Genomic DNA, 23544 nt, shown 5'->3' with positions numbered 1-23544 from the left:
CGCCCCGCCGCCTCCCCCTCGAAGGTGAACCGCCTCCCCCGCCCGGGGGAGGAATCCCCACCTCCGCCGGCGCGTCACACCCGACGCATCACACCCCACACATCGCATCCGACGCGTCACGTCCCATGCGTCACATCCGGCGCGTCACATCCGACGCGTCACCACCGACAGCCGGTCGCGCGCCTCGAACAGGGCGGCCTTGATCGTCTGTTCGTGGTGCGGCGTCAGCCGGGCGACCGGCACCGAGCAGCTGACCGCGTCACGCGCCGGGGTGCGGTAGGGAACCGCCACCCCGAAGCAGCGCAGTCCGAGGGTGTTCTCCTCCCGGTCGACCGCGTACCCCTGCTCCCGCACCAACGCCAGCTCGTCCACGAGCCGATCCCGGTCGGTGATGGTGTGCTCGGTGACCGCCTCCAGCCGTCGCGGCAGCAGGCCGCGCACCTCGTCGTCCGTGTGCGTGGCCAACAGCGCCTTGCCGAGCGCGGTCGAGTGCACGGGCAGCCGGCGTCCGACCCGGGTGAAGGGTCGCAGGTAGTGCTGGGACTGCCGGGTCGCGAGGTAGACCACGCTGGTCCCGTCCATCCGGGCGAGGTGGATCGTCTCCGTCGTGTCGTCGGAGAGCCGGTCCAGGGTCGGCCGGGCCGCCGCGACCACCTCGTCGCCGTCGATGTAGGAGCTGCCGACGAGCAGCGCGCGCACGCCGATGCCGTACCGCGTGCCGGTGGCGTCGGTCTCCACCCAGCCCAGGTTCACCAGCGTGCGCAACAGCATGTAGAGGCTGGACTTGGGGAGCGAGAGGTCGTGCTGGATGTCGGCGAGGCTGTGCGGTCCCGGCCGGGCGGCGAAGTGCTCCAGCAGCATGACCGTGCGCACGGCCGACTTGACGGCCGCCGGCGCCCCCGGACCGCCCGCTTCGCCACCTTGGTCTCCCGGCGCCCCGCCATCACCTGTGGTCATCGGCCTTGGTGCCCCTCTTGTCTCGTTTCCCTTGTCAACCGGGAAGCCGCGGAAATAGAGTCCACGCTGGATGTGATCATTCACCCTTCGGAACGGCGTTCACAATACTGAACGACGCCGTGCGGGTCAGCGTAGGTCCAGGAGGCAGTGCGCCATGGCAGCAACACCAGTCTGGAGTGTGGACCCCCGCAGCGGGAAGCAGCGGGGGCAGGTTGCGGTGGAGGCCACACCCCCGGAGGTGGACGCGGCCGTACGCGCGGCGCACGCCGCCCGGGGAGCGCTCGCCGACCGCGCCGCCCGCACCGCCTTCCTGCGCGCGGCCTCCGACCTGCTGGACGAGGCGGCGGACCAGGTCGTCGAGAGCGCCGACGCCGAGACCGCCCTCGGGCCCGGCCGCCTCACCGGTGAACTGGCCCGTACCACCGCTCAGCTGCGGGCCTTCGCGGACGCCGTCGAGGAGGGCTCCTACCTCGACATCCGCATCGACCGCGCCGACCCCTCGCTGAGTCCGCCGCGCCCCGAACTGCGCCGATACAAGGTGCCGCTGGGCGTGAGCGCCGTCTACGCCGCCTCCAACTTCCCGCTCGCCTTCTCCGTGCCCGGCGGGGACACCGCGAGCGCGCTGGCCGCCGGGTGCCCCGTGGTGGTCAAGGCGCACCCCGACCACCCGGCCACCTCCGAGACGTGCGCCGCGCTGCTGCGCCGGGCGGCGCTGCGGGCCGGGCTGCCGGCCGATGTCGTGTCCGTCGTCCACGGCTTCGGGGCCGGGCTGGAGCTGATCCGCCACCCGCTCGTGGCCGCGGCCGGGTTCACCGGTTCCATCCGGGGCGGCCGGGCCCTGTTCGACGCCGCCGCCGCGCGGCCCGTTCCGATCCCCTTCCACGGCGAGCTGGGCTCCCTGAACCCCGTCGTGGTCACCCCGGCGGCGGTGGCCGAGCGCGCCGAGGAGATCGGCGCGGGGCTCGCGGGCTCGCTCACGCTCGGCGTCGGCCAGTTCTGCGTCAAGCCGGGCCTCGTCCTGGTCCCGGAGGGCCCGGACGGCGACCGCCTCACCGCCGCGCTCGCCAAGGCGCTCGGCGAGACACCGCCGGGGGTACTGCTGGACCACCGGATGCGGGACGCGTTCGTCGCCGGGGTGCGCGAGCGGTCGGCACTGCCCGGCGTCGACGCGCCTGTCACACCGGGTCCGGCCGGTGAACACGCCGTCGCCGCCGGGTACCTGACGGTGCCGGCCCGGACCCTCCTCGACGGCGGGCCCTCCTACGAGGTACTCCTGGAGGAGTGCTTCGGCCCGGTGGGCGTGGTCGTCCGGTACGCGGACGGGGGCGAGCCGGCCGAGCTGCTCGGCCGGCTCGGCGGGAACCTGAGTGCCACCCTCCAGCTCTCGACGGCCGAGACGCGGGGCGCACCGGGACCGGCCGCCGAACTGATCGCGCAGGTCACCGGGTTGGCGGGCCGGATCGTCGTGAACGGCTGGCCGACCGGGGTCGCGGTCGCGCCGGCCCAGCACCACGGGGGCCCCTACCCGGCGGCGACCTCGCACTCCACGTCGGTCGGCGCCACCGCCATCGAGCGCTGGCTGCGGCCGGTGGCGTACCAATCGGTGCCGGACGCGCTGCTCCCGGCGGAGCTGCGCGAGGGCAACCCGCTGGGACTGCCGCGGCGGGTCACGGGGGCCTGACGGCGAGTGGCGTCCGGGCGGCGGACCGGGGCGCCACGGCTGACGGCGGGTGGCGGGTCCGGGCGGAGGCCACCGGGCGGCGGGCCGGGGCGGGCAGCCGCGGGGAGGTCCGGCCCGCTCCCGGAGACGGGCCAAATCCGTTGCCGCCTCCGCTCCGGGCAAGGCAGGCTGCCGCCCATGCCGAAGCCGCACGGGTTCACGTACGAAAAACAGGGCGACTCCGTCGTCATCACTCACGGGGGCCGCGCCGCGGGCACCCTGCGGGGGGCCCGGGCCGGGAAGTTCCTCGTCGAGGTGGAATCCGGTGACCCCCAACTGGTCATGGCCCGCTGGACCGGCGCGTACAAGTTCGGCAACGAGCGCACGGCCCGGAACCATCCGCGCAACCGCAGGTGAGAAGTGGTGCGAGGGTAAGGGAACGGCAAAGCGGTGCCGGTCGTTGTCCCGGCATGACCGCTATGACCCCTGGTTCCAATCTGCCGCTCGACAGCGTCCGCGTGACGGTCGATGTGGCTGCCCCGGTGCGGCTCGACGTGTCGGGACTCCTCCTCGCGGCGGACGGCAAGGTGCGTTCGGACGCCGATTTCATCTTCTACAACCAGCCGTCCGGACCCGGTGTGAGCTACCGGTCCGGCGGCGGTTCGGCTCCCGACTCGATCACCGTCGACACCTCCACCCTCCCGCCGGGCATCGAGCGGATCGTGGTCACGGCGAGTCCGGACGCCGCCGGACAGACCTTCCAGGGCATCGAGCCCACCGCCACCGTGCGGGACGCCGTGAGCGGCGCGGTGATCGCCACCTTCACACCGCCGCGGCTCGGCACGGAGACCGCCCTCGTGGTGGTGGAGGTGTACCAGCGCGGCGGCGTGTGGAAGGTGCGCGCCGTGGGCCAGGGGTACGCCGACGGTCTCGCCGGCATCGCCACGGACTTCGGGGTCTCGGTCGAGGAGCCGGCCGCCCCACCGATGCCCGCGGCGGCCCCGGCCACTCCGCCGGTGCCCGCGGCGGCCCCGGCCGCCCCACCGATGCCCGCGGCCGTCCCCGCGGCGCCCGCACCGGTCCCTGCCGCCGCCCCGGCCCCCGGCGGCACCGGGAAGATCAACCTCGACAAGGGCCGCGTCAACCTCCGGAAGAACCAGACCGTCTCCCTCGTCAAGGGCGGCCGTCCGCTGCTCTCCCAGGTCAAGATGGGTCTGGGCTGGGAGCCCGCGTTCGGCGGCCGGGCCATCGACCTCGACGCGTCCGTCATCGCCTACGGCCCGCAGCGCAACCACATCGACAGCTGCTACTTCGGCAAGCTGTCGATCCTCGGCGGGGCCGTCAAGCACTCGGGGGACAATCTGACCGGCGAGGGGTCCGGGGACGACGAGGTCATCGTCGTGGACCTCGGCCGGCTGCCCGCCGAGGCCACGGGCCTGGTCTTCACGGTCAACTCCTTCTCCGGCCAGAAGTTCACCGAGGTGGCGAAGGCGTACTGCCGTCTGATCGACGCGGCGAGCGGCGAGGAACTGGTCCGCTTCGACCTCACCGGCGCCGAGCCGCAGACCGGCGTCATGATGGCGAAGCTGATCAGACAGTTCAGCGGCGAGTGGGAGATGACGGCCCTGGGCGACTTTGTGAAGTCCCGCACAGTGCGGGGCATGGTCAAACCCGCTTCGGAAGCACTCTGAGCAGGTGGGCGGCCACATGGCGCTACCGGTGCCGACACCGGGTGAGCGATGACACCTCTCAAATCGGGGGTGACTGTCAGTGGCCGCCCGTAGCCTTGTAACCATGCAGAAGACACTCCAGCCCGCGGGTCCGGCCCGCCCGTCCGCCGCAGAGGCGAACGCGGCGATCCGGCACCTCGTCGAGACCCGAGTGGACGACGAGTGGCCCTCCGAGGCGTACGAATTCCTGCTTGAGGAATGGGCCGCGGCCTCCCGCGCGGAGGCCGCCCCGGCCCAGTAGGGTCCGGTGGCCGGCCGGGCCGCGTCGGCCCGGCCGTCGTCCCCGGCCTACCCGGTTCGCGGTCGTCAGCCGGTGCGCCGCCAAGGCCCGGTGATGGCCAGCATGATTCCCGGTTCCTGGATGTTGGCGTACAGAGTGCGCCCGTCCGGGGAGAAGCAGACGCCCGTGAACTCCGAGTACTCCGGGTTCTCGGCCGTCCCCATGTTCATCTCGTTGCGGGCGAGCGGGTAGGTGCGGCCCGACTCCGTGGCGCCGAGCAGGTGCTGGACGCCCTCGCCGTCCTCCGCGATGACCAGACCGCCGTACGGGGACACCGTGATGTTGTCGGGCCCGTCGAAAGCGCCGTCCTTGGACGGGTCGGCGTTCACCCCGAGCAGGACCAACAGCCGGATCGTGCGCCGCTTGGGGTCGTAGAACCACACCTGGCCGTCGTGCGCGGCGCCGGGGCTCTCGGAGCGGGCGTAGGAGGAGACGAAGTACGCGCCCCCGTCGGCCCACCACATGCCCTCCAGCTTGCGCGCCCGGGTCACGGCGTCCGCCGCGAACTGCTTGCGCATCGACGTCGTACGCGCGTCCCGGTCCGGGACCTCCACCCAGTCGACCCCGTACTCGGTGCCGCTCCGCGTCGCGCGCGAGAGGTCGTCGACGAACCGCCCGGTGCTGTCGAAGCACTTGGCCGCCGCGAGCACGCCCGCGTCGGGGGCGAGCGTACGGAGCTTGCCGCGCCCGTGGTGGAAGCCCTGCGGCGGGGTCCAGCGGTAGAGCAGGCCGTTGGGGCCGGAGGCGTCCTCCGTCAGGTAGGCGTGGCCTTGGCGCGGGTCGATGACGACGGCCTCGTGCGCGTACCGCCCGAACGCCTTGACGGGCTGCGGGTCGCGGTTGGCGCGGCGGTCGTGCGGGTCGACCTCGAAGACGTAGCCGTGGTCCTTGGTCATCCCGTTCTTGCCGGCCAGGTCCTCGGTCTCCTCGCAGGTCAGCCAGGTGTCCCAAGGGGTGGCTCCACCGGCGCAGTTGGTGGACGTACCGGCGATGCCGACCCATTCGGCGACCTCGCCCCCGCGGCGGACCTCGACGACCGTGCAGCCGCCGGAGGCCGCCGGGTCGTAGACGAGGCCCTCGGTGAGGGGGACCGGGTGCGCCCAGCCCGAACGGGGGCCCTTCAACTCGTGGTTGTTGACGAGGAGGGTGACCCCGCGGTGCCCCTCGAAGGCGGCCGTGCCGTCGTGGTTGGAGGGGGTGGTCTCGCCGGAGTCGAGCTTCGTCACGCCGCTGTGGGTGATGACGCGGTAGGTGAAGCCGGCCGGGAGGGCCAGGATTCCGGCCGGGTCGGGGACGAGGGGGCCGTAGCCGGGCTCGTACGGGCGGCCGTTCTCGTCGTGCCGGGTGGTGTCGTCGGCGGCCAGCGCGCCGGGGGCAGTGGCGAGCGCGCCGACGGTCCCGGTGAGCGCGACTCCCGCTCCGGCGATGACGGAGCGGGCGGTGAAGTCTCTACGGCTGAGGGGCATCATGGCTCCAGAGATGGGCGGTGGTGCGCCTGTCGTACGGTCGGCGCACACGCTCCCGCCCGCACCTGAACGGCGGCTGAACTACCCCCGACGACCGACTGTCCCTTGCCCGCCACCCGGAATGGCGAACTCCGTCCCCCGATCGGCGCATTGTGCGCTCTTGCGCCGCCGCCCGACCCCGCTCTGCCGCGGCTGCGGGGGGCGGAGGCGCCCGGCCCGAAGCTGCGTCGCCAGGGCCACCCGACTTGTGGCCCTGGGCATCCCGGCGCGCACGACGCACGGGCCGGTATCAGCCGGAACCCGCACTCTGGGCCGCGTCAGAGTCGCAAGGCCGGCTCGGAACGCGGGCCGTTAGGCCACCCCCGAGTTGCCCGGGCGCCGCACGGCGGACCGGCTTGCCCGCCCGCCGAGACGCCCGACCCTGCCGGCCCAAAAGCCACCACCACCCTGGCCGCCCAGCCGACAACCGGAACTCGCGGACAACTCGGAACGCGGGCGGGTGACGCCCCGCCCGAACCCGAGCCTCGATATCCGCCCCGTGACCCGCACCGCCGCGGGCGGGCTTGGCCGCACCCGCCCCAAGACGCCCAACCGGGATGGCCCCGAATCCACAGCCCGGCCCCCCCGGCCGGCCGGGCCGTGGCGGAACCCACCGCCCGGGCCGTGCGGGCCGGTAACCCGGAGCCCGCCGCCGCCCCCGCCCCCCGGCCCCATCAGCTGCGGTGGGGGCCCGGAAGCCGGGGGCAATGCCCCCGCCCCGTCAGCGGCGGCGGGAGCGGGCCTTGAAAGCGGCCTTTCGGGCTTCCTTCGCCGCCTTCTTGTCGGGGTGCATCCGGCCCATCGCCTCCAGGACGTCCGCCGTCGCAGGGTGTTCCACCCGCCAGACCTCGTCGAAGAAACCCGCGTGGTGCCCCGTCAGGCTCTGCATCAGCAGCGGCAGTTCCTCCGCCTCACCGTCCGCGGCGAGCTGCGCCGCGATCGTGTCGACCGTCAGCCAGAACACCATCGCCCCGTCCGGCGCCGGTACGTCCTTCGCCCCGCGCTCGGCCAACCACACCCGTGCGAGCCCGCCGAGGCGCTGATCGTCCAACACCGCCCGGACCGCGGGTTCCGCCTCCGGCCCCGCGGGGGCGAGGGCCTGCTGGCAGCGCAGCCGCCGCAGCGGGGCCCCCTCGTCGTCGCCCCGGGCCGCGTCCAGCAGTTCGGCCACCGCCGTCGCCGGCTCGCGCCCGGTCAGCCACTGTTCGATCTCCGCCTGCGCCGCATGCTCCGGATAGCGGGAGACCCCGTCCAACAGCGCGTCGGCTCCCTTGTCGGCGAGTTCACCGATGGCGGGCGCGTCGACCCCGGCTTCGAGCATGCGGGCGCGGACTCCGTACAGGCCGAGAGGGGTCAGCCGCACCATCCCGTACCGGGCGATGTCGTCCTCGTCCGCGTCGGCCGGGTCCGGGAGCAGTTCCTCGTCGTCCGCCTCCGCCATCAACTCCTCGTCGACGGGACGGAACTCGACCAACCCGATGGGTTCCAGCTGCCGGAACTGGTCGTCGAGGCGCATCATCGCGTCGGAGACCTGTTCCAGCACCGCGTCCGTCGGCTCCCCCATGTCGTCGGGGACGACCATGGACGCGGCGAGGACGGGCAACGGCACCGGCCCCTGTCCCACTCCACCCTCCGCGACGCTGAGCAGGTAGAGGTTGGCGAGGACCCCGTCGAGGAAGTCCGCCTCGTGCGCCGGGTTCCAGTCCAGGCGGTCGAAGTCGATTCCCGCGCCGTCCTCCAGACCCTCGATGAGGTCGTCCAGATCGGGTACGGCCGCGTCCGCGAGGACGGTGTCCAGGGCCGCCAGCCACAGGTCCAGTACGTCACCGGGGGCGCCGCCCGCGATCAGCGCGAGGTCCTCGCCCGGCTCCGCGGTCCCGTGTTCCGGTTCGCCGGCGTCGTCCTCTTCGGGTTCGGTCACATCGACCAGGCCGGTGTCGACGGCCACCCTCCAGGCCTGGCTCGCGTACATCGGGCCGTCCGGGTCGGCCGCGTCGAATCCGAGCACGGTCGCGGCCTGCGGCAGCTGTTCGGCGGCGAGTTCGCCGCCGATCTCGACGCGCGTGTCGGGTCCGGCCCAGCGGGCGAGGCGCACGGCCCGGGCGAACAGGGGTGCGACGAGGGCGTCGCGGGCCAGTTCCGCATCGGAGTGCAGCCGTACCGGCGGCAGCGTGGGGTGCGGCTCTGCGGACATGGGGCGGTTCTCCTCGGGGACGCGGTGGTGGCCGTCGGGCCGGACGGCGACGCCCAGCGTAGACGCATTTCGGGCACGGCCAGGGGGCCAATGCCTTTGGTTCATCCCACAGTCAGCTGCCGTCTCCCCTGGAGACCTTGACAACTCAACGCCCCACACAGGAAATTGACGCGCGTAGACATAGCGAAGGCCCCGTCCCGCTTCCTCCACACGATTCCGGGTACCCACGATCCCCTGGGTCCCCCCTCCACACACCGGAGTTCCTGACCATGCGCTCCTCACACCCCCGTTCCGCCGCCATCGCGGCCCTCGTCGCCACGGCCCTGGCCACCGGTCTGCTCGCGGGCTCCGCCGACGCGGCCGAGGGCGCCGCGTCCGCCGATCCGGTCCGCATCCACGACATCCAGGGCACGACCCGGATATCCCCGCTCAACGGCAAGCAGGTCACCGGCGTCGAGGGCATCGTCACCGGCGTGCGCACGTACGGCTCGCGCGGCTTCTGGATGCAGGACCCCGACGCCGACGACGACGCCGCCACGAGCGAAGGCATCTTCGTCTTCACGAGCTCGGTCCCGACCGTCGCGGTCGGCGACGCCGTCAAGGTGAACGGGACGGTCGGCGAGTACATCCCGGGCGGGGTCTCCTCCGGCAACCAGTCGGTCACCCAGATCTCCAAGCCGGCCGTCACCGTGGTCTCCTCCGGCAACGCCCTGCCCGAGGCCGTCACGATCAACGAGTACAGCGTCCCCGCCGAGTACGCCCCGGCCGGTGACACGGCCGCCGGCGGCAGCGTCAACGGCCTGACGCTGGAGCCCTCGCGGTACGCCCTGGACTACTACGAGTCCTTGGAGGGCATGAACGTCCGCATCGGCACCTCGCGCGTCGTCGGCGCCACCGACCCGTACTCGGAGCTGTGGGTCACGGTGAAGGGCTGGGAGAACACCGTCAAGCGCGGCGGCACGCTCTACGGCTCCTACGAGTCCCAGAACACCGGCCGCCTCCAGATCCAGCAGCTGGCGCCGCTCGCGCAGCAGCCCTTCCCCGTGGCGAACGTCGGCGACAAGCTGACCGGCACCACCGAAGGCCCGCTCGACTACAACCAGTTCGGCGGCTACACCCTGGTCGCGCGCGCCCTCGGCCAGGTCCAGGCGGGCACGCTCGCCCCCGAGAAGACCAAGGCGCAGGCCCCGGGCGAGCTGGCGGTGGCCACGTACAACGTCGAGAACCTCGACCCGTCCGACCCGCAGACGAAGTTCGACAACCTGGCGAAGGCCGTCGTCGAGAACCTCGCCTCCCCCGACATCGTCGCCCTGGAGGAGATCCAGGACGACAACGGCGCCAAGAACGACGGCACCGTCTCGGCCGAGCAGACGCTGACCAAGTTCACCGCCGCCGTCGCGGCGGCGGGCGGTCCGGCCTACCAGTGGCGGTACATCAACCCGGAGAACGACAAGGACGGCGGCGAGCCCGGCGGCAACATCCGCCAGGTGTTCCTGTTCAACCCGGCCCGCGTCTCCTTCACCGACCGTGCGGCGGGCGACTCCACGACCGCGACCGGCGTGATGACGGAGAAGGGCCACGCGGCCCTGACCCACTCCCCCGGCCGGATCGACCCGGCGAACCCGGCGTGGACCGACAGCCGCAAGCCGCTGGCGGGCGAGTTCGTCTTCCGCGGCAGGACCGTCTTCGTGATCGCCAACCACTTCGCCTCGAAGGGCGGCGACGAGGGCCTGACCTCGGCGCACCAGCCGCCGGTGCGTTCCTCGGAGGCCAAGCGGCTGCTCCAGGCGCAGGCCGTGAACGGCTTCGTCAAGGAGATCCTGGCGACGGAGAAGAACGCGGACGTCCTCGCGGTCGGTGACATCAACGACTTCGAGTTCTCGGGGACGACGAAGGCGCTGGAGGACGGCGGCGCGCTGTACTCGGCGATCAAGTCTCTGCCGAAGGCGGAACGATACTCCTACGTCTACCAGGGCAATGCCCAGGTGCTGGACCAGATCCTGACGAGCCCGGCGGTCAAGAACTTCTCCTACGACAGCGTGCACATCAACGCGGAGTTCTCGGCCCAGAACAGCGACCACGACCCGCAGGTGCTGCGCTTCCGCCCGTAACCGCGGACCGCGGGCGGCCCGGGCGCTCTCCCGCCCGGGCCGTCCGCCGTTTCGCCGGGCGTGCCCTCGCGCACCCCGCGGTACGGGTACGCCCGGATCGGCGGGGTGACGGGCGAGGCGCGGGGTTGACGATCGAGCGGGCGCGGGAGGCGGCGAGATGAGACGTTTCACCCCTGAAGTGACGTCGGCCACATCCGTACCCGTTCCACCCGGGTTGTGGTGTTGAGTATCCCCACGCTCGACCCGCCCGACCCGCCCGACCCGCGCCAGGCGCACTCCGGGCCCACGCCCGATCCCGTCCCCCCGCACTCCTGGAGGACCGCGTGCTCCCCTCCATCCCCCTCGCCCGCGAAATCGGCCTGGCCGTCCTGCTCGTGACCGCGCTGGTCTGGGTCATCGGCCTCGGCCACATGGTGTGGGACACCCGGTTCCACCACCCGGAGCAGGACGACGCCAACGAGGGCCTCGCGGCCATCCCGGCCCAGCGCGGGCCGTCCGGCCATCCGATGGAGACGGTCGAACTGACCGAGGAGGAGGAGCGCGCCTTCGCGGGCCTGATCCGCACCATCGCCCTCCACTGAGCCCGCCGCGACGGAACCCGTCCACGCGAACGCCCTCCCACCCCGCTCGGGGGTGTGGGAGGGCGTTCGCGCGTACCGGCCCGGGCGGGGCGGGTCAGTTGTGACTGTGGAGGACCTCGTTCAGGCCGCCCCAGACCGCGTTGTTCGGGCGGGCCTCGACGGCGCCGGTGACCGAGTTGCGGCGGAAGAGGATGTTGCTCGCGCCCGAGAGCTCCAAGGCCTTGACGATCTGGCCGTCCGGCAGGGTGACGCGGGTGCCCGCGGTGACGTAGAGGCCGGCCTCGACGATGCACTCGTCGCCCAACGCGATGCCGACGCCCGCCTCGGCGCCGATCAGGCAGCGCTCGCCGATCGAGATGATCTGCTTGCCGCCGCCCGAGAGGGTGCCCATGGTGGAGGCGCCGCCGCCGATGTCGGAGCCGTCGCCGACGACGACACCGGCCGAGATGCGGCCCTCGATCATGGAGGTGCCCAGGGTGCCGGCGTTGAAGTTGACGAAGCCCTCGTGCATGACGGTGGTGCCCTCGGCGAGGTGCGCGCCGAGGCGGACGCGGTCGGCGTCGGCGATGCGGACGCCCTTGGGGGCGACGTAGTCCGTCATCCGCGGGAACTTGTCGATCGAGGTGACCTGGAGGTGCAGGCCTTCGGCGCGGGCGTTCAGTCGGACGGTCTCCACCTGGTCGACGGCGACCGGGCCGAGCGAGGTCCACGCGACGTTGGCCAGCAGGCCGAAGAGGCCGTCCAGGCTCTGGCCGTGCGGCTTGACCAGGCGGTGGCTGAGCAGGTGCAGGCGCAGGTACGCGTCGTGCGCGTCCAGCGGCTTGTCGTCGAGCGAGGCGATCACCGTGCGGACGGCTACGACCTCGACGCCTCGGCGCGCGTCCGACCCGAGGGCCTTGGGCGCGGCCTCGCCCAGGAGCTCCACGGCCTGCTCGGCGGTGAGGCGCTCGGTGCCGGCCGGGCCGGGCTCGGCGACCAGCTCGGGGGCGGGGAACCAGGTGTCGAGGACGGTGCCGTCGGCGGCGAGGGTGGCAAGTCCGGCGGCGACGGCGCCGGTGGTACGCGTAGCAGTCATGTCCGAAACCTAACCGGCCAGGGCCCGCGGTTGCGAACCGGTCTCATGTGCCGGGCGTGGTGCCGGTTCCCCGGCCCGGAGGGCGCCCTCCCGGTCGTCCTCCCGGCGGGCACCCTCCCCGCCGCCGCCCTCCCGGCGCCCCTGCCGTGCCGACGCCCAGAGCACCGCCCCGCCCGCGGCCACCGCGAGCGCCGCGCACAACGGCCAGAGCAGCGTCGGCGCGGCCGAGTACAAGGCCCCGCCCAACGGCGCGCCGAGCACCACCCCGCTGACCGAGACCCCGGCGTACAGGCTCTGGAACCGCCCGACCGCGTGCTCCGGCGCCTGGTCGGCGACGTAGGCGGTGGCGGTGGTCTTGTAGAAGATCTCCCCCAGGCTCAGCAGCACCATCATGGCGACGGCGCTCACCGCGCCCGCCCCGCCCAAGAGCGCCGCGTACCCGGCGCCGACGAGCACGAGCCCGGTGGCGATCACGGGCAGCGGGGGCCGGTCGCGCAGTGCCACGGCGGCGGGAAGCTCCAGCAGCAGGATGACGCCCCCGTTGAGGGCGATGACCAGCCCGAAGGCGCCGACGTCGTGGCCGTGGTCGGCGAGGAAGACCGGGAAGGTGGCGTACTGCTGGCGGTAGACGAGGTCGGTGACGAGGATCGCCCCGAGGAGGACGAGTACGGTCGGCCTCGCCCGCAGTTCGCCCCATACGCCGGGCCCCCGGCCCCCGTCCGCCGCCACGTGCTTTCGGGAGGCGCCTCGGGCCGGGACGACGCGGGCGGTCCAGACGGCGAAGACGAGGGTGCCGATGCCGTCCGCCAGGAAGAGCCAGTCGTAGGACAGGGCGCCCGCGACCAAGGCACCGAGGGGCGCCCCGAGTGTGAAGCCGCCGTTGGAGACGCAGCGCACCACGGCGAAGGCCTGCCGGCGGGACCCTTCGGGCACGGTGACGGCGACCAGCGCGGAGTTTGCGGCGCGGATCACGCCCGAGGCGTACTGGGCCACCGGCAGGGCGGCGTACAGCAGCGCGGTGGGCAGCAGCGGCAGGCTCATGAGGGTGAGCCCGCCGAGGCAGGCGGCGGCGAGGAGGACCCGGCGGTGGCCGAAGCGGTCGCCGTACCAGCCGCCGGTGAAGTTCCCGGCGACCATGCCGACGCCGCCGATGCCGACGGCGATACCCGCCTGGGCCGGGCCCATACCGCGCGGGCCGGACAGGTAGAGGAAGACGAAGACGAAGGTGAAGCTGACGACCGCGTTGACGAACACCCCCGCGGCCAGCAGCCACACGACCCTCGGCACATCCCCGAACGCCCGCGCCCCGAACCGCTGCGGCACAACCCCACCCCCGAGTAAGTTCCTTTTGGGAACGGACTATGCCAGCATGGCGATCCCGGGTCAACGGACAAAGGAGTTCCATGGTCCAGCGCACCACCCTCGGCGACGCGGACTGCTCGATCGCCCAAGCCCTCGACCTCGTCGGGGACTGGTGGACGCTGCTGATCGTGCGCGACGCCGCGCGCGGCGTGCACCGCTTCGACGACTTCCAGCGCGAACTGGGCATGTCGCGCAAGGTGCTCGCCGAGCGGCTGAAAATGCTCGTCGAAGCCGGGGTGCTGGCGCGCGTCCCGTACCTGGAACGCCCGTTGCGGCACGAATACCGGCTGACCGCGCGCGGGCGGGGCCTGTTGCCGGTACTGGTCGCCCTCCAGGACTGGGGCGACACATGGATCCTCGGAGAGGGAGAGATGACGGCGACGACCGACGAAGCCTCACGCGAGGCGGTACGGGTGCACGCGCTGCGCGGCACCCGACTGCCGGAGCTGCTGCTGCCGGATCGCTTCGGTGAACCGCGCGACCCGGTGGCCGAAACACCCTTCACCGTCCTGTACTGCTTCCCCGGCGCCTACTCCCGCGCGGAGTCCTACCCGCCCGGCTGGGCGGGCATCCCGGGGGCGAAGGGCTGCACGCTGGAGTCGTGCACGTACCGGGACCAGCTGGCCGAGTTCACCGCGGCGGGCGTGACGGTGCACGGGGTGTCGACACAACGGCCGGACGAACAGCAGGAGTTCGCGGAGGCGGAACGGCTGCGCTTCCCGCTGCTCTCGGACGCGGACCTGGAACTGGTGACGGCCCTTCGACTGCCGACCTTCCGGGCGGCGGGGGTGAGCCGGATCAAGCGGCTGACCCTGGTCGTGGACCGGGAGCGGACGGTGCGCGAGGTGTTCTACCCGATCCGGGACATCGAGGCGAGCGTCCGGGCCGCCCTGGCCGCGGTCCGCGGGGACCACCCCGAGCCCCGCTGACCGTCCCCGTACCGCCTGACCGAGCGCGGCGAGCGCCCCCCTACGCCCGCCCCAGCACCCGCGTCAGCAGCTCTCGCGCGTACCGCTCGTCGTACTCGACCTCCGTCAGCAGCACTTGGAGGCTGATGCCGTCCATCACCGCCGACACCGCCCGGGCCGTCGTCGCGTCCACCCGCTCGGCCAGTGCCGTCACCACCGCCTCGCACCACTCGGCCGCCACCGGCCGCAGCGCCGGCTTGCGCAGGGCGGCCAGGTACAGCTCGTACTCCAGCTCCGCGCCCGCCCGGTTCGCCGTCAGGAATTCCCCCAGGCGGCGGGCCAGAGCCGCCGCCAGGTCGCCTTCCCCCAGTTCGGACAGCGCCGCCGCGAAGCCCTCGTTCGCCTGCCGCAGGGCCGCCACCAGCAGCTCGTCCAGCGTGGCGAAGTGGTAGGTCGTCGAGCCCAGCGGTACGTCGGCCTCCGCCGCCACGCTGCGGTGGCTCAGCCCCGCGATGCCCTCGGCCGCCACCACACGGGTCGCCGCGTCGATGATGCGCTGCCTGCGGTCGGGGTCGTACCGGCGGCCCATCAGTGCGCCGCCCCGCCCAGGTTCAGCAGGACCACCCCGGCGATGATCAGCGCGATCCCGGCGATCTTCGCCGCGGTGGCAGTCTCCCCCATGAACATCATCCCGATGGCGGCGATGGCGGCCGTGCCGACCCCGGCCCATATCGCGTAGGCCGTCCCCACCGACATCGATTTCAGCGTCTGCGCGAGCAGGGTGAAGGCGACGAGGTAGCCCAGCAGCGTGCCCAGCGAGGGCCACAGCCGGGTGAAGCCGTGGCTGTACTTCATGGCGGTGGTCCCGGCCACCTCGGAGGCGATGGCCGCCGCGAGCAACACGTAAGGCATGTGTACGACAGTACACATGCCTTACGTACGGCCGTACACGAAGGGACCGGTCAGTTCAGCGTGAACCAGGCCGCGCGGGACTTCTTCCACTCGGGGTGCGTGAGGTCCTTGGCCTCCACGCCGTCCCCGTACAGGTCCGCCGACCCGCTGTCGGTGATCAGCTGCACCCGCGCGCCCGCCGCAGTCAGGTCCGGCACCTCCACGATGGCCTCCCAGCCGCCGGGGTCGGTCGTCGGCAGGTCGGCCCGCTTGACCGGGGCGTGGCCGGGGATGCCGTCCCACTGGTAGAGGGCATACGGGTCGGAGTTGTCGTCGGCGGCCCAGGAGCCGGCCAGGATCAGGTACTGGTTCGCCGCGTTCTTGCGGATGTCGCGGACGGCGAGGCCGCCCAGGTCCAGTTCGATGCCCGGCCCGAAGACGGCCTGGGTGCCGCTCGACAGCACCTTGTCGAAGTTGGTCACCGGCACGAGCAGGGCCTTGCCGCCCGGGACGGCGGGCGCCAGCGGGGCACGGAACCCCAGGTAGGCGGTGGTCGTGGAGCCGGGCGCGAACTCCAGCCCCTCGATGTTGAACCCGTCGATCTGCTTGGGCGCCTCGCCGGCCGCGGTCCCGGCGGCGAAGCCGTACCGGTCGCCGTTCGCCTCGTCCCAGGCCACCAGGTCGTCGCGGAGCTTCTTGTACGAGCGCCCGTACGCCAGTTGGGTGCCCGCGCCCGAGCCGCTGACGGTGGTGGTGAAGACCGTGTTCCGGGGCGCCTTGTACTCGCCGTCCTTGTTGTTGCCGAGCGAGCCGGTCCAGTAGACGGTGTCGCCGATCCGGGTCGCCCCCTCGATGTCCACCTCCTTGGTGACACCGAGCTGGGAGCTGAAGTCCCAGGTCCGCACAGGCGCGGCGGAGCGGGAGCGGTCGTACAGGCGCAGCACGTTGTTCTCGTCGTCGGCGACGACGGTGTACCCGCCGCCGACGTCCACGGCGGCCGAGGAGTCCGAGGCGCCGCTGAAGTAGCGGGCGTCGGCCGGGTCCCGGACCGCGGCGGAGGCCGCGTAGGACAGGGTCCTGGTGGCGGTCTTGCCGCCGAGCCCGGTCACCTTGACGGTCAGGTCGGTGTAGCCGCGGCTCCGTGCGGTGACGGCGAGCTGCCGTACCGCGCCGGCCCCGGTGACCGTGACGTCGCCGGTCGCGGCGACGGAGGCCCTGCTTGACGCGGAGGCGCTGACGGTCAGTGCGGACACGTCGGCGCCGCTCTGCCCGACGGTCACGGAGACCGTCTGGTCGCCGACGCCGCCGACGGCACCGGACAGGTAGGACGAGGAAAGGGCGATGGTCGGCGTGCCGTACGTCACCGCGTGCGCGGGCAGGGCCGCGCCGGCGACCACCAGCGCCGCGATCGCGGCGGTGCCCAGCTGCTTCTTCATCCGAAGGGGTCCTCTCGTGTGCGTCCGCCACCTCGTGACGTCCGTCGAGAAGATTCGGCCGGCGTGGCCAACTCCCGGTGCACGCGGGCCGACCAGGGGAAGAACACGGACCGCCCGGAGAAACACGGAGGGCCCCCGGCACGACCGTGCCGGGGGCCCTGACGCGAATGCGGAACTCAGACCGAACTCAGACCGAACTCAGACGAAGGTCAGACGTTGAAACCGAGCGCGCGCAGCTGCTCGCGGCCGTCGTCCGTGATCTTGTCCGGGCCCCACGGCGGCATCCAGACCCAGTTGATGCGGAGCTCGTTGACGATGCCGTCCGTCGCCGACTTCGCCTGGTCCTCGATGACGTCCGTCAGCGGGCAGGCCGCCGACGTCAGCGTCATGTCGAGGGTCGCGATGTTCGCGTCGTCGATGTGGATGCCGTAGATCAGGCCCAGGTTGACGACATCGATGCCCAGCTCGGGGTCGACCACGTCGTAGAGGGCCTCGCGTACCTCTTCCTCGGTGGCGGGCTTGATCGTCGCCTCGGGCGTCGCGTTGTCGGTCATGCCGTCTTCCTCTCGGCGTCGCCCAGTGCCTGGGCGGTCGCGTCCTTCCACGCCATCCAGCTCAGCAGAGCACACTTCACCCGCGCCGGATACTTGGAGACGCCGACGAACGCGACCGCGTCCTCCAGCACCTCCTCCATGGCCTCGTCGGGCTCGATCTTGCCCTTGGACTGCATCATCTCCAGGAACACGGCCTGGATCTTCTGCGCCTCGGCCAGCTCCTTGCCGACGAGCAGCTCGTTGAGCACGGACGCGCTGGCCTGGCTGATCGAGCAGCCCTGACCCTCGTACGAGACGTCGGTGAGCGTCTCGCCGTCGTACTTCACACGCAGCGTGATCTCGTCGCCACAGGTGGGGTTGACATGGTGCACCTCGGCGTCGCCGTCGCGCAGGCCTCGCCCGTGCGGGTGCTTGTAGTGGTCCAGGATCAGTTCCTGGTACATCGAATCCAGCTTCACAGCGTCCTCGTCCGCCTCATCGTCGTCCGACTCGTCGTCATCCGAAGAAGTTCCGTACGTGCTCCAGCCCGTCGATCAGCGCGTCGACGTCGGCGGGAGTGGAGTACAGGTAGAAAGACGCTCGCGTCGTCGCGGGAATTCCGTAGCGCAGGCAGACCGGGCGGGCGCAGTGGTGTCCCACGCGGACGGCGATGCCCTGCTCGTCCAGCACCTGCCCGACATCGTGCGGGTGGATGTCCCCGAGGACGAAGGAAATCGCGGCGCCGCGGTCCTCGGCCGTGGTGGGGCCGATGATCCGCAGGTCGGGCACCTCGGCGAGGCGCTTGACCGCGTACTCGGTGAGCGCGTGCTCGTGAGCGGCGATCTTGTCCATGCCGATCGCGGTCAGGTAGTCCACGGCCGCGCCGAGGCCGACGGCCTGGGCGATCGGGGGCGTACCCGCCTCGAACTTGTGCGGCGCGGGAGCGTACGTCGAGGCGTGCATCGACACGGTCTCGATCATCTCGCCGCCGCCGAGGAACGGGGGCAGGTCCTCCAGGAGCTCCTGGCGACCCCACAGGACGCCGATGCCGGTCGGACCGCACATCTTGTGGCCGGTGAAGGCCACGAAGTCGGCGCCGAGCGCCTGCACGTCCAGCGGCATGTGCGGAGCGGCCTGCGAGGCGTCGATCAGCACGAGCGCGCCGACTTCCTGCGCGCGCCGGACGATCGCGTCGACCGGGTTGACCGTGCCCATGATGTTGGAGACCAGCGTGAAGGAGACGATCTTCGTCTTCTCCGTGATGACCTCTTCGATGTTGGACAGGTCGAGCCGGCCGTCGTCGGTCAGGCCGAACCACTTCAGCTTCGCGCCGGTGCGCTGCGAGAGCAGCTGCCACGGCACGATGTTGGAGTGGTGCTCCATCTCCGTGATGGCGATCTCGGTCTCGCGGTCGACCCGGTAGGGCTCGTCGGCCCAGCCGAGCATGTTGGCGACCAGGTTGAGCGACTCCGAGGCGTTCTTGGTGAAGATCACCTCGTCGCGGCTCGGTGCGTTGATGAAGGCGGCGACCTTGTCGCGGGCGCCCTCGTACAGCGCCGTGGCCTCCTCGGCGAGCACGTGCACGCCGCGGTGGACGTTGGCGTTGTGCTGCTCGTAGTACTCGTTCAGCGCGTCGAGCACCTGGCGCGGCTTCTGCGAGGTAGCCGCGTTGTCCAGGTAGACGATCTTCTTCCCGTCGTGGACCACACGATCCAGCAGGGGGAAGTCCTTGCGGATCGCCTCGTCAAGCAGAGAGCCGGTGAGGAGGCCAGGCAGCTGTGTCACGCGGTCGCGCCACCCTTCACGTACTTGTCGTAGCCCTCGGCCTCCAGCTGGTCCGCCAGCTCGGCGCCACCGGACTCGGCGATGCGGCCGTTCGCGAACACGTGCACGAAGTCGGGCTTGATGTAGCGCAGGATGCGCGTGTAGTGGGTGATCAGCAGGGTGCCGACCTCGCCGCTCTCGCGGACGCGGTTGACGCCCTCGGAGACGACGCGAAGGGCGTCGACGTCGAGGCCCGAGTCGGTCTCGTCGAGGATCGCGATCTTCGGCTTGAGGAGCTCCAGCTGGAGGATCTCGTGGCGCTTCTTCTCACCGCCGGAGAAGCCCTCGTTGACGTTGCGCTCGGCGAAGGCCGGGTCCATCTGGAGCTGCTCCATGGCGGACTTGACCTCCTTCACCCAGGTGCGCAGCTTCGGCGCCTCGCCGCGGATGGCGGTGGCCGAGGTGCGCAGGAAGTTGGAGACCGAGACGCCGGGGACCTCGACCGGGTACTGCATGGCGAGGAAGACGCCGGCGCGGGCGCGCTCGTCGACGGACATCTCCAGGACGTCTTCGCCGTCGAGGGTCACGGTGCCACCGGTGATGGTGTACTTCGGGTGACCGGCCAGCGAGTACGCCAGCGTGGACTTGCCGGAGCCGTTGGGACCCATGATGGCGTGCGTCTCACCCTGCTTGACGGTGAGGTCGACGCCCTTGAGGATCTCGCGGGCGCCATTCTCGGCCTCGACGGAGACGTGCAGGTCGTGGATTTCAAGCGTTGCCATGGATACCTCAGGACTCCTGGGTGAGGGAGACGAGCACGTCGTCCCCTTCGATCTTTACGGGGTATACGGGTACGGGGCGCGTCGCGGGGAGGCCGGACGGCTTGCCGGTGCGCAGGTCGAAGGACGAGCCGTGCAGCCAGCACTCGATCATGCAGTCCTCGACCTCGCCCTCCGAGAGGGACACGTTCGCGTGCGAGCAGATGTCGTTGATCGCGAACACCTCCCCTTCGGCGCGGACGATGGACACCGGCGTGCCGTCGAGCTCCACCCGCTTCGGGGTGTTCTCCTCCAGCTCGCTCAGCGCGCAGGCCTTGACGTAATTCATCACACGGAACCCTGGAGCTCGGCCTCGATCTTGGCGAGCAGGCGCTCCTCGATGTCGGGGACACCGATCTGCTGGACGAGCTCGGCGAAGAAGCCGCGCACGACCAGGCGCCGTGCCTCGTCGGCCGGGATGCCCCGGGCCTGGAGGTAGAAGAGCTGCTCGTCGTCGAACCGGCCGGTCGCGGAGGCGTGGCCGGCGCCGACGATCTCGCCGGTCTCGATCTCCAGGTTCGGCACCGAGTCGACCCGGGCGCCGTCGGTGAGGACGAGGTTGCGGTTCATCTCGTAGGTGTCGGTGCCCTCGGCGCTCTTCTGGATCAGCACGTCACCGATCCAGACGGCGTGGGCGTCCTGACCCTGGAGCGCACCCTTGTACACCACGTGCGACTTGCAGTGCGGGGCGTCGTGGGCGACCAGGAGGCGGTGCTCCTGGTGCTGGCCGGCGTCCGTGAAGTACAGGCCGAGCAGCTCGGCCTCGCCGCCGGGGCCCGCGTAGCTGATCCGCGGGTGCAGGCGTACGACGTCGCCGCCGAAGGTGACGACGATCGACTTGTAGCTCGCGTCCCGCCCGACCAGCGTGTTGTGCTGGGAGCAGTGCACGGCGGTGTCGTCCCAGTCCTGCACCGACACGACGGTGAGCTTGGCGCCGTCGCCGACGATGAACTCGACGTTCGCGGCGCGCACGCCGTCACCGGTGTGGTCGATGACGATGACGGCCTCGGCGAAGGCCTGCACCTCGAAGACGGTGTGACCGAAGGTGGTGCCGCCCTCGCCGTGCAGCGAGACGCGCACGGGCTCGTCCAGGACGGTCTCCTTGGGCACGGTGACGACCGTGGCCTTCGCGAAGGAGGAGAACGCCTGGGCGGCGACGCGGTCGACGGGGGCTCCGGCCCTGCCGATGCGGGCGTCACCGCGCTCGACCGACTCGATCGTGACGACGTCGGGGGCGTCGATCTGGGCCTTCATGGTGCCGTTGGCGACCGCGGTGCCGTCGTGGAGACCACGCAGGCGCGCCAGGGGGGTGAAGCGCCACTCCTCCTCGCGGCCGTGGGGGACGGGGAAGTCCGCCACGTCGAAGGACGGGGGTGCACTCATCCGGGTGGCGACGGTGGACTCTGCGGCCACCGCGATCGCGCCGGCGGTGGTCGAGCCCGCCGGGATGTTCTGAGCCTCAGCCATGGCTGTCGTGTTGCTCACTCTCTTGTAAAGCGCTGCCTGCGTCGAAGGATTGCCGCGGATGGGGGGCGGGCGGAATTAACCGACCGAACCCTCCATCTGCAGTTCGATCAGCCGGTTCAGCTCCAGCGCGTACTCCATGGGCAGCTCACGCGCGATGGGCTCGACGAAGCCCCGCACGATCATGGCCATGGCCTCGAACTCCGTCAGACCGCGGCTCATCAGGTAGAAGAGCTGGTCGTCGGAGACCTTGGAGACGGTGGCCTCGTGGCCCATGGAGACGTCGTCCTCTCGGACGTCCACGTAGGGGTACGTGTCCGAGCGGGAGATCGTGTCGACCAGCAGCGCGTCGCACAGCACGTTGGACTTGGAGCCGTACGCGCCCTCGCCGATCTCGACCAGGCCGCGGTAGGAGGTCCGGCCGCCGCCACGCGCCACCGACTTGGAGACGATGTTGGAGGAGGTGTGCGGCGCCATGTGGACCATCTTGGAGCCGGCGTCCTGGTGCTGGCCCTCGCCCGCGAAGGCGATGGACAGGGTCTCGCCCTTGGCGTGCTCGCCCATCAGGTAGACGGCCGGGTACTTCATGGTGACCTTGGAACCGATGTTGCCGTCGATCCACTCCATGGTCGCGCCCTCGTACGCCACGGCGCGCTTGGTGACCAGGTTGTAGACGTTGTTCGACCAGTTCTGGATCGTCGTGTAGCGGCAGCGGCCGCCCTTCTTCACGATGATCTCGACCACGGCGCTGTGCAGCGAGTCCGAGGAGTAGATCGGGGCGGTGCAGCCCTCGACGTAGTGGACGTACGCGTCCTCGTCGACGATGATCAGCGTCCGCTCGAACTGGCCCATGTTCTCCGTGTTGATGCGGAAGTAGGCCTGGAGCGGGATGTCGACCTTGACGCCCTTGGGCACGTAGATGAACGAGCCGCCCGACCACACGGCGGTGTTCAGCGACGCGAACTTGTTGTCGCCGACCGGGATGACCGTGCCGAAGTACTCCTGGAAGAGCTCCGGGTGCTCCTTGAGCGCGGTGTCCGTGTCGAGGAAGATGACGCCCTGCTCCTCCAGGTCCTCGCGGATCTGGTGGTAGACGACCTCGGACTCGTACTGGGCCGCGACACCGGCGACGAGGCGCTGCTTCTCCGCCTCGGGGATGCCGAGCTTGTCGTACGTGTTCTTGATGTCCTGCGGCAGGTCCTCCCAGGAAGCGGCCTGCTTCTCGGTGGAGCGCACGAAATACTTGATGTTGTCGAAGTCGATGCCGGAGAGGTCGGAGCCCCAGTTCGGCATGGGCTTCTTGTCGAACAGCTTGAGGCCCTTGAGGCGGAGGTTCAGCATCCACTCCGGCTCGGACTTCTTGCCGGAGATGTCGCGGACGACCTCTTCGGACAGACCCCGCTTGGCGGCGGCACCGGCCGCGTCGGAGTCGGCCCAGCCGTATTCGTAGGTGCCCAGGCCATCGAGCTCAGGGTGAGCAGTCTCCGTGGTCATGCGGGGTTCCTCCCGGCCGTGCTTGCAGATACTGGTGTGTCGGTCTGTGCGGCGCCCGCGGCGCCGGCGCTTCCGCTTCGCGGAATGAACGTCGTGCACACCCCGTCGCCGTGGGCGATCGTGGCGAGTCGCTGCACATGTGTCCCGAGCAGGCGGGAGAAGACCTCGGTCTCCGCCTCGCAGAGCTGCGGGAACTGCTCGGCTACGTGGGCCACCGGGCAGTGGTGCTGGCAGAGCTGTTCACCGCTGTGCGGACCCGGAGCGCTCTTCGCCGTAGCAGCGTACCCGTCCGCGGTCAACGCCTTGGCCAGGGCCTCGGCGCGGTCCTCGGGACCGGCCGCCTCGACGGATTCCCGGTAGGTCTCCGCCTGTGCGGCCATGCGCGCCCTGGCGAAGGCGGCGACGGCCGCCTCGCCCGTCTCGCCCCCGCCGGCGGCCTGCGCGATCCAGCGCATGGCGTCCACGGCGAGCGAGTCGTAGGACTGGTCGAAGGCGTCGCGACCGCAGTCGGTGAGCGCGAAGACCTTGGCGGGCCGACCTCGGGTGCGCGCCCCGTAGACGCGCTGCGCGCGGGGTGCGACCACGTCGTCCGCGACGAGTGCGTCGAGGTGACGGCGCACGGCGGCCTGGGTGAGGCCGAGGCGCTGCGCGAGGTCGGCGACGGTGGACGGACCGTGGTCCAGGATGGAGCGCGCGACCCGGTCGCGGGTTGACCGCTCCCCGGTTGCGAGCTCCCCCTGAGGGGTCTCGATCATCCGTTCGCCGTATTTCACAACGCCAT

The 23544-nt window shown here is 71.4% G+C and carries 23 protein-coding genes; 7 read left to right on the top strand and 16 right to left on the bottom strand.

Annotated features, from left to right (window positions below; all coding sequences use genetic code 11):
• Positions 1-144 precede the first annotated feature (144 nt).
• The gene (locus ACV7NM_RS24275) at positions 145-957 is read right to left on the bottom strand and encodes an IclR family transcriptional regulator (RefSeq protein WP_463412253.1); all 813 of its coding nucleotides are present in this window, start codon (positions 955-957) and stop codon (positions 145-147) included.
• Positions 958-1111: 154 nt separating this feature from the next.
• Here ACV7NM_RS24275 and ACV7NM_RS24270 point away from each other — a divergent pair, with 154 nt between their 5' ends.
• The 4 genes from ACV7NM_RS24270 to ACV7NM_RS24255 all read left to right on the top strand — a co-directional run bounded on the left by ACV7NM_RS24270 (position 1112) and on the right by ACV7NM_RS24255 (position 4588).
• A complete protein-coding gene (locus ACV7NM_RS24270; protein ID WP_463412252.1) occupies positions 1112-2638 on the top strand; it encodes an aldehyde dehydrogenase (NADP(+)) in 1527 nt (508 codons plus the stop codon).
• Positions 2639-2815: 177 nt separating this feature from the next.
• Positions 2816-3034, top strand: a complete 219-nt coding sequence (locus ACV7NM_RS24265) for a hypothetical protein (RefSeq protein ID WP_463412251.1) — start codon at positions 2816-2818, stop codon at positions 3032-3034.
• A gap of 53 nt (positions 3035-3087) precedes the next feature.
• Positions 3088-4308 (top strand): TerD family protein, encoded by a 1221-nt coding sequence (locus ACV7NM_RS24260; RefSeq protein ID WP_463412250.1) that lies wholly within the window; start codon positions 3088-3090, stop codon positions 4306-4308.
• Positions 4309-4411: 103 nt separating this feature from the next.
• A complete protein-coding gene (locus ACV7NM_RS24255; protein ID WP_361313450.1) occupies positions 4412-4588 on the top strand; it encodes a hypothetical protein in 177 nt (58 codons plus the stop codon).
• 65 nt (positions 4589-4653) lie between these two features.
• Here the strand turns inward: ACV7NM_RS24255 and ACV7NM_RS24250 are convergent, their stop codons facing one another.
• Together ACV7NM_RS24250 and ACV7NM_RS24245 are read right to left on the bottom strand one after the other, a co-directional pair.
• Positions 4654-6093 carry an alkaline phosphatase PhoX gene (locus tag ACV7NM_RS24250; protein WP_463414050.1) on the bottom strand — a complete coding sequence of 480 codons (1440 nt, stop codon included), beginning with the start codon at positions 6091-6093 and terminating at the stop codon, positions 4654-4656.
• Positions 6094-6853: 760 nt separating this feature from the next.
• A complete protein-coding gene (locus tag ACV7NM_RS24245; RefSeq protein ID WP_463412249.1) occupies positions 6854-8326 on the bottom strand; it encodes a hypothetical protein in 1473 nt (490 codons plus the stop codon).
• Between the two features lie 269 nt (positions 8327-8595).
• On the opposite strand from ACV7NM_RS24245, the gene ACV7NM_RS24240 reads away from it, so the two are divergent.
• Together ACV7NM_RS24240 and ACV7NM_RS24235 are read left to right on the top strand one after the other, a co-directional pair.
• The gene (locus ACV7NM_RS24240; RefSeq protein WP_463412248.1) at positions 8596-10437 is read left to right on the top strand and encodes an endonuclease/exonuclease/phosphatase family protein; all 1842 of its coding nucleotides are present in this window, start codon (positions 8596-8598) and stop codon (positions 10435-10437) included.
• Between the two features lie 323 nt (positions 10438-10760).
• A complete protein-coding gene (locus ACV7NM_RS24235) occupies positions 10761-11018 on the top strand; it encodes a hypothetical protein (RefSeq protein WP_463412247.1) in 258 nt (85 codons plus the stop codon).
• 94 nt (positions 11019-11112) lie between these two features.
• Here the strand turns inward: ACV7NM_RS24235 and dapD are convergent, their stop codons facing one another.
• Together dapD and ACV7NM_RS24225 are read right to left on the bottom strand one after the other, a co-directional pair.
• The gene (gene dapD, locus ACV7NM_RS24230; RefSeq protein ID WP_463412246.1) at positions 11113-12093 is read right to left on the bottom strand and encodes a 2,3,4,5-tetrahydropyridine-2,6-dicarboxylate N-succinyltransferase; all 981 of its coding nucleotides are present in this window, start codon (positions 12091-12093) and stop codon (positions 11113-11115) included.
• 9 nt (positions 12094-12102) lie between these two features.
• On the bottom strand, positions 12103-13416 hold the full coding sequence (locus tag ACV7NM_RS24225) for an MFS transporter (RefSeq protein ID WP_463412245.1): 1314 nt from the start codon (positions 13414-13416) through the stop codon (positions 12103-12105).
• A gap of 80 nt (positions 13417-13496) precedes the next feature.
• On the opposite strand from ACV7NM_RS24225, the gene ACV7NM_RS24220 reads away from it, so the two are divergent.
• A complete protein-coding gene (locus ACV7NM_RS24220) occupies positions 13497-14384 on the top strand; it encodes a winged helix-turn-helix transcriptional regulator (protein ID WP_463412244.1) in 888 nt (295 codons plus the stop codon).
• Between the two features lie 40 nt (positions 14385-14424).
• Here ACV7NM_RS24220 and ACV7NM_RS24215 read toward each other — a convergent pair whose 3' ends face one another.
• The 11 genes from ACV7NM_RS24215 to ACV7NM_RS24165 form a co-directional block, all read right to left on the bottom strand.
• Entirely contained in the window at positions 14425-14952 is a 528-nt protein-coding gene (locus ACV7NM_RS24215; protein WP_463412243.1) for a TetR/AcrR family transcriptional regulator, read from the bottom strand.
• The gene (locus ACV7NM_RS24210; RefSeq protein ID WP_463412242.1) at positions 14952-15275 is read right to left on the bottom strand and encodes a DMT family transporter; all 324 of its coding nucleotides are present in this window, start codon (positions 15273-15275) and stop codon (positions 14952-14954) included. The genes ACV7NM_RS24215 and ACV7NM_RS24210 overlap by 1 nt, the downstream gene beginning before the upstream one ends.
• 50 nt (positions 15276-15325) lie before the next feature.
• Positions 15326-16690: a hypothetical protein gene (locus tag ACV7NM_RS24205; RefSeq protein ID WP_463412241.1), complete on the bottom strand. Its 1365-nt coding sequence runs from the start codon at positions 16688-16690 to the stop codon at positions 15326-15328.
• Between the two features lie 209 nt (positions 16691-16899).
• Positions 16900-17244 (bottom strand): metal-sulfur cluster assembly factor, encoded by a 345-nt coding sequence (locus ACV7NM_RS24200; RefSeq protein WP_463412240.1) that lies wholly within the window; start codon positions 17242-17244, stop codon positions 16900-16902.
• A complete protein-coding gene (gene sufU, locus ACV7NM_RS24195) occupies positions 17241-17702 on the bottom strand; it encodes a Fe-S cluster assembly sulfur transfer protein SufU (RefSeq protein ID WP_030027090.1) in 462 nt (153 codons plus the stop codon). The genes ACV7NM_RS24200 and sufU overlap by 4 nt, the downstream gene beginning before the upstream one ends.
• Positions 17703-17739: 37 nt before the next feature.
• Positions 17740-19008 carry a cysteine desulfurase gene (locus tag ACV7NM_RS24190; protein ID WP_463412239.1) on the bottom strand — a complete coding sequence of 423 codons (1269 nt, stop codon included), beginning with the start codon at positions 19006-19008 and terminating at the stop codon, positions 17740-17742.
• Positions 19005-19769: a Fe-S cluster assembly ATPase SufC gene (gene sufC / locus ACV7NM_RS24185; protein WP_463412238.1), complete on the bottom strand. Its 765-nt coding sequence runs from the start codon at positions 19767-19769 to the stop codon at positions 19005-19007. The genes ACV7NM_RS24190 and sufC overlap by 4 nt, the downstream gene beginning before the upstream one ends.
• 7 nt (positions 19770-19776) lie before the next feature.
• Entirely contained in the window at positions 19777-20094 is a 318-nt protein-coding gene (locus tag ACV7NM_RS24180; RefSeq protein ID WP_215024077.1) for a bifunctional 3-phenylpropionate/cinnamic acid dioxygenase ferredoxin subunit, read from the bottom strand.
• On the bottom strand, positions 20094-21272 hold the full coding sequence (gene sufD, locus ACV7NM_RS24175; RefSeq protein WP_463412237.1) for a Fe-S cluster assembly protein SufD: 1179 nt from the start codon (positions 21270-21272) through the stop codon (positions 20094-20096). The genes ACV7NM_RS24180 and sufD overlap by 1 nt, the downstream gene beginning before the upstream one ends.
• Before the next feature lie 75 nt (positions 21273-21347).
• Positions 21348-22763: a Fe-S cluster assembly protein SufB gene (gene sufB / locus ACV7NM_RS24170; RefSeq protein WP_463412236.1), complete on the bottom strand. Its 1416-nt coding sequence runs from the start codon at positions 22761-22763 to the stop codon at positions 21348-21350.
• Positions 22760-23518 (bottom strand): helix-turn-helix transcriptional regulator, encoded by a 759-nt coding sequence (locus tag ACV7NM_RS24165; RefSeq protein WP_463412235.1) that lies wholly within the window; start codon positions 23516-23518, stop codon positions 22760-22762. Before ACV7NM_RS24165 ends, sufB begins: the two co-directional genes overlap by 4 nt.
• Positions 23519-23544: the final 26 nt, after the last annotated feature.

Source organism: Streptomyces sp. Tek67B01, assembly GCF_055231995.1.
Note: the sequence above shows the minus strand (reverse complement) of the source record. Positions and strands in the feature narration are given on the sequence as shown.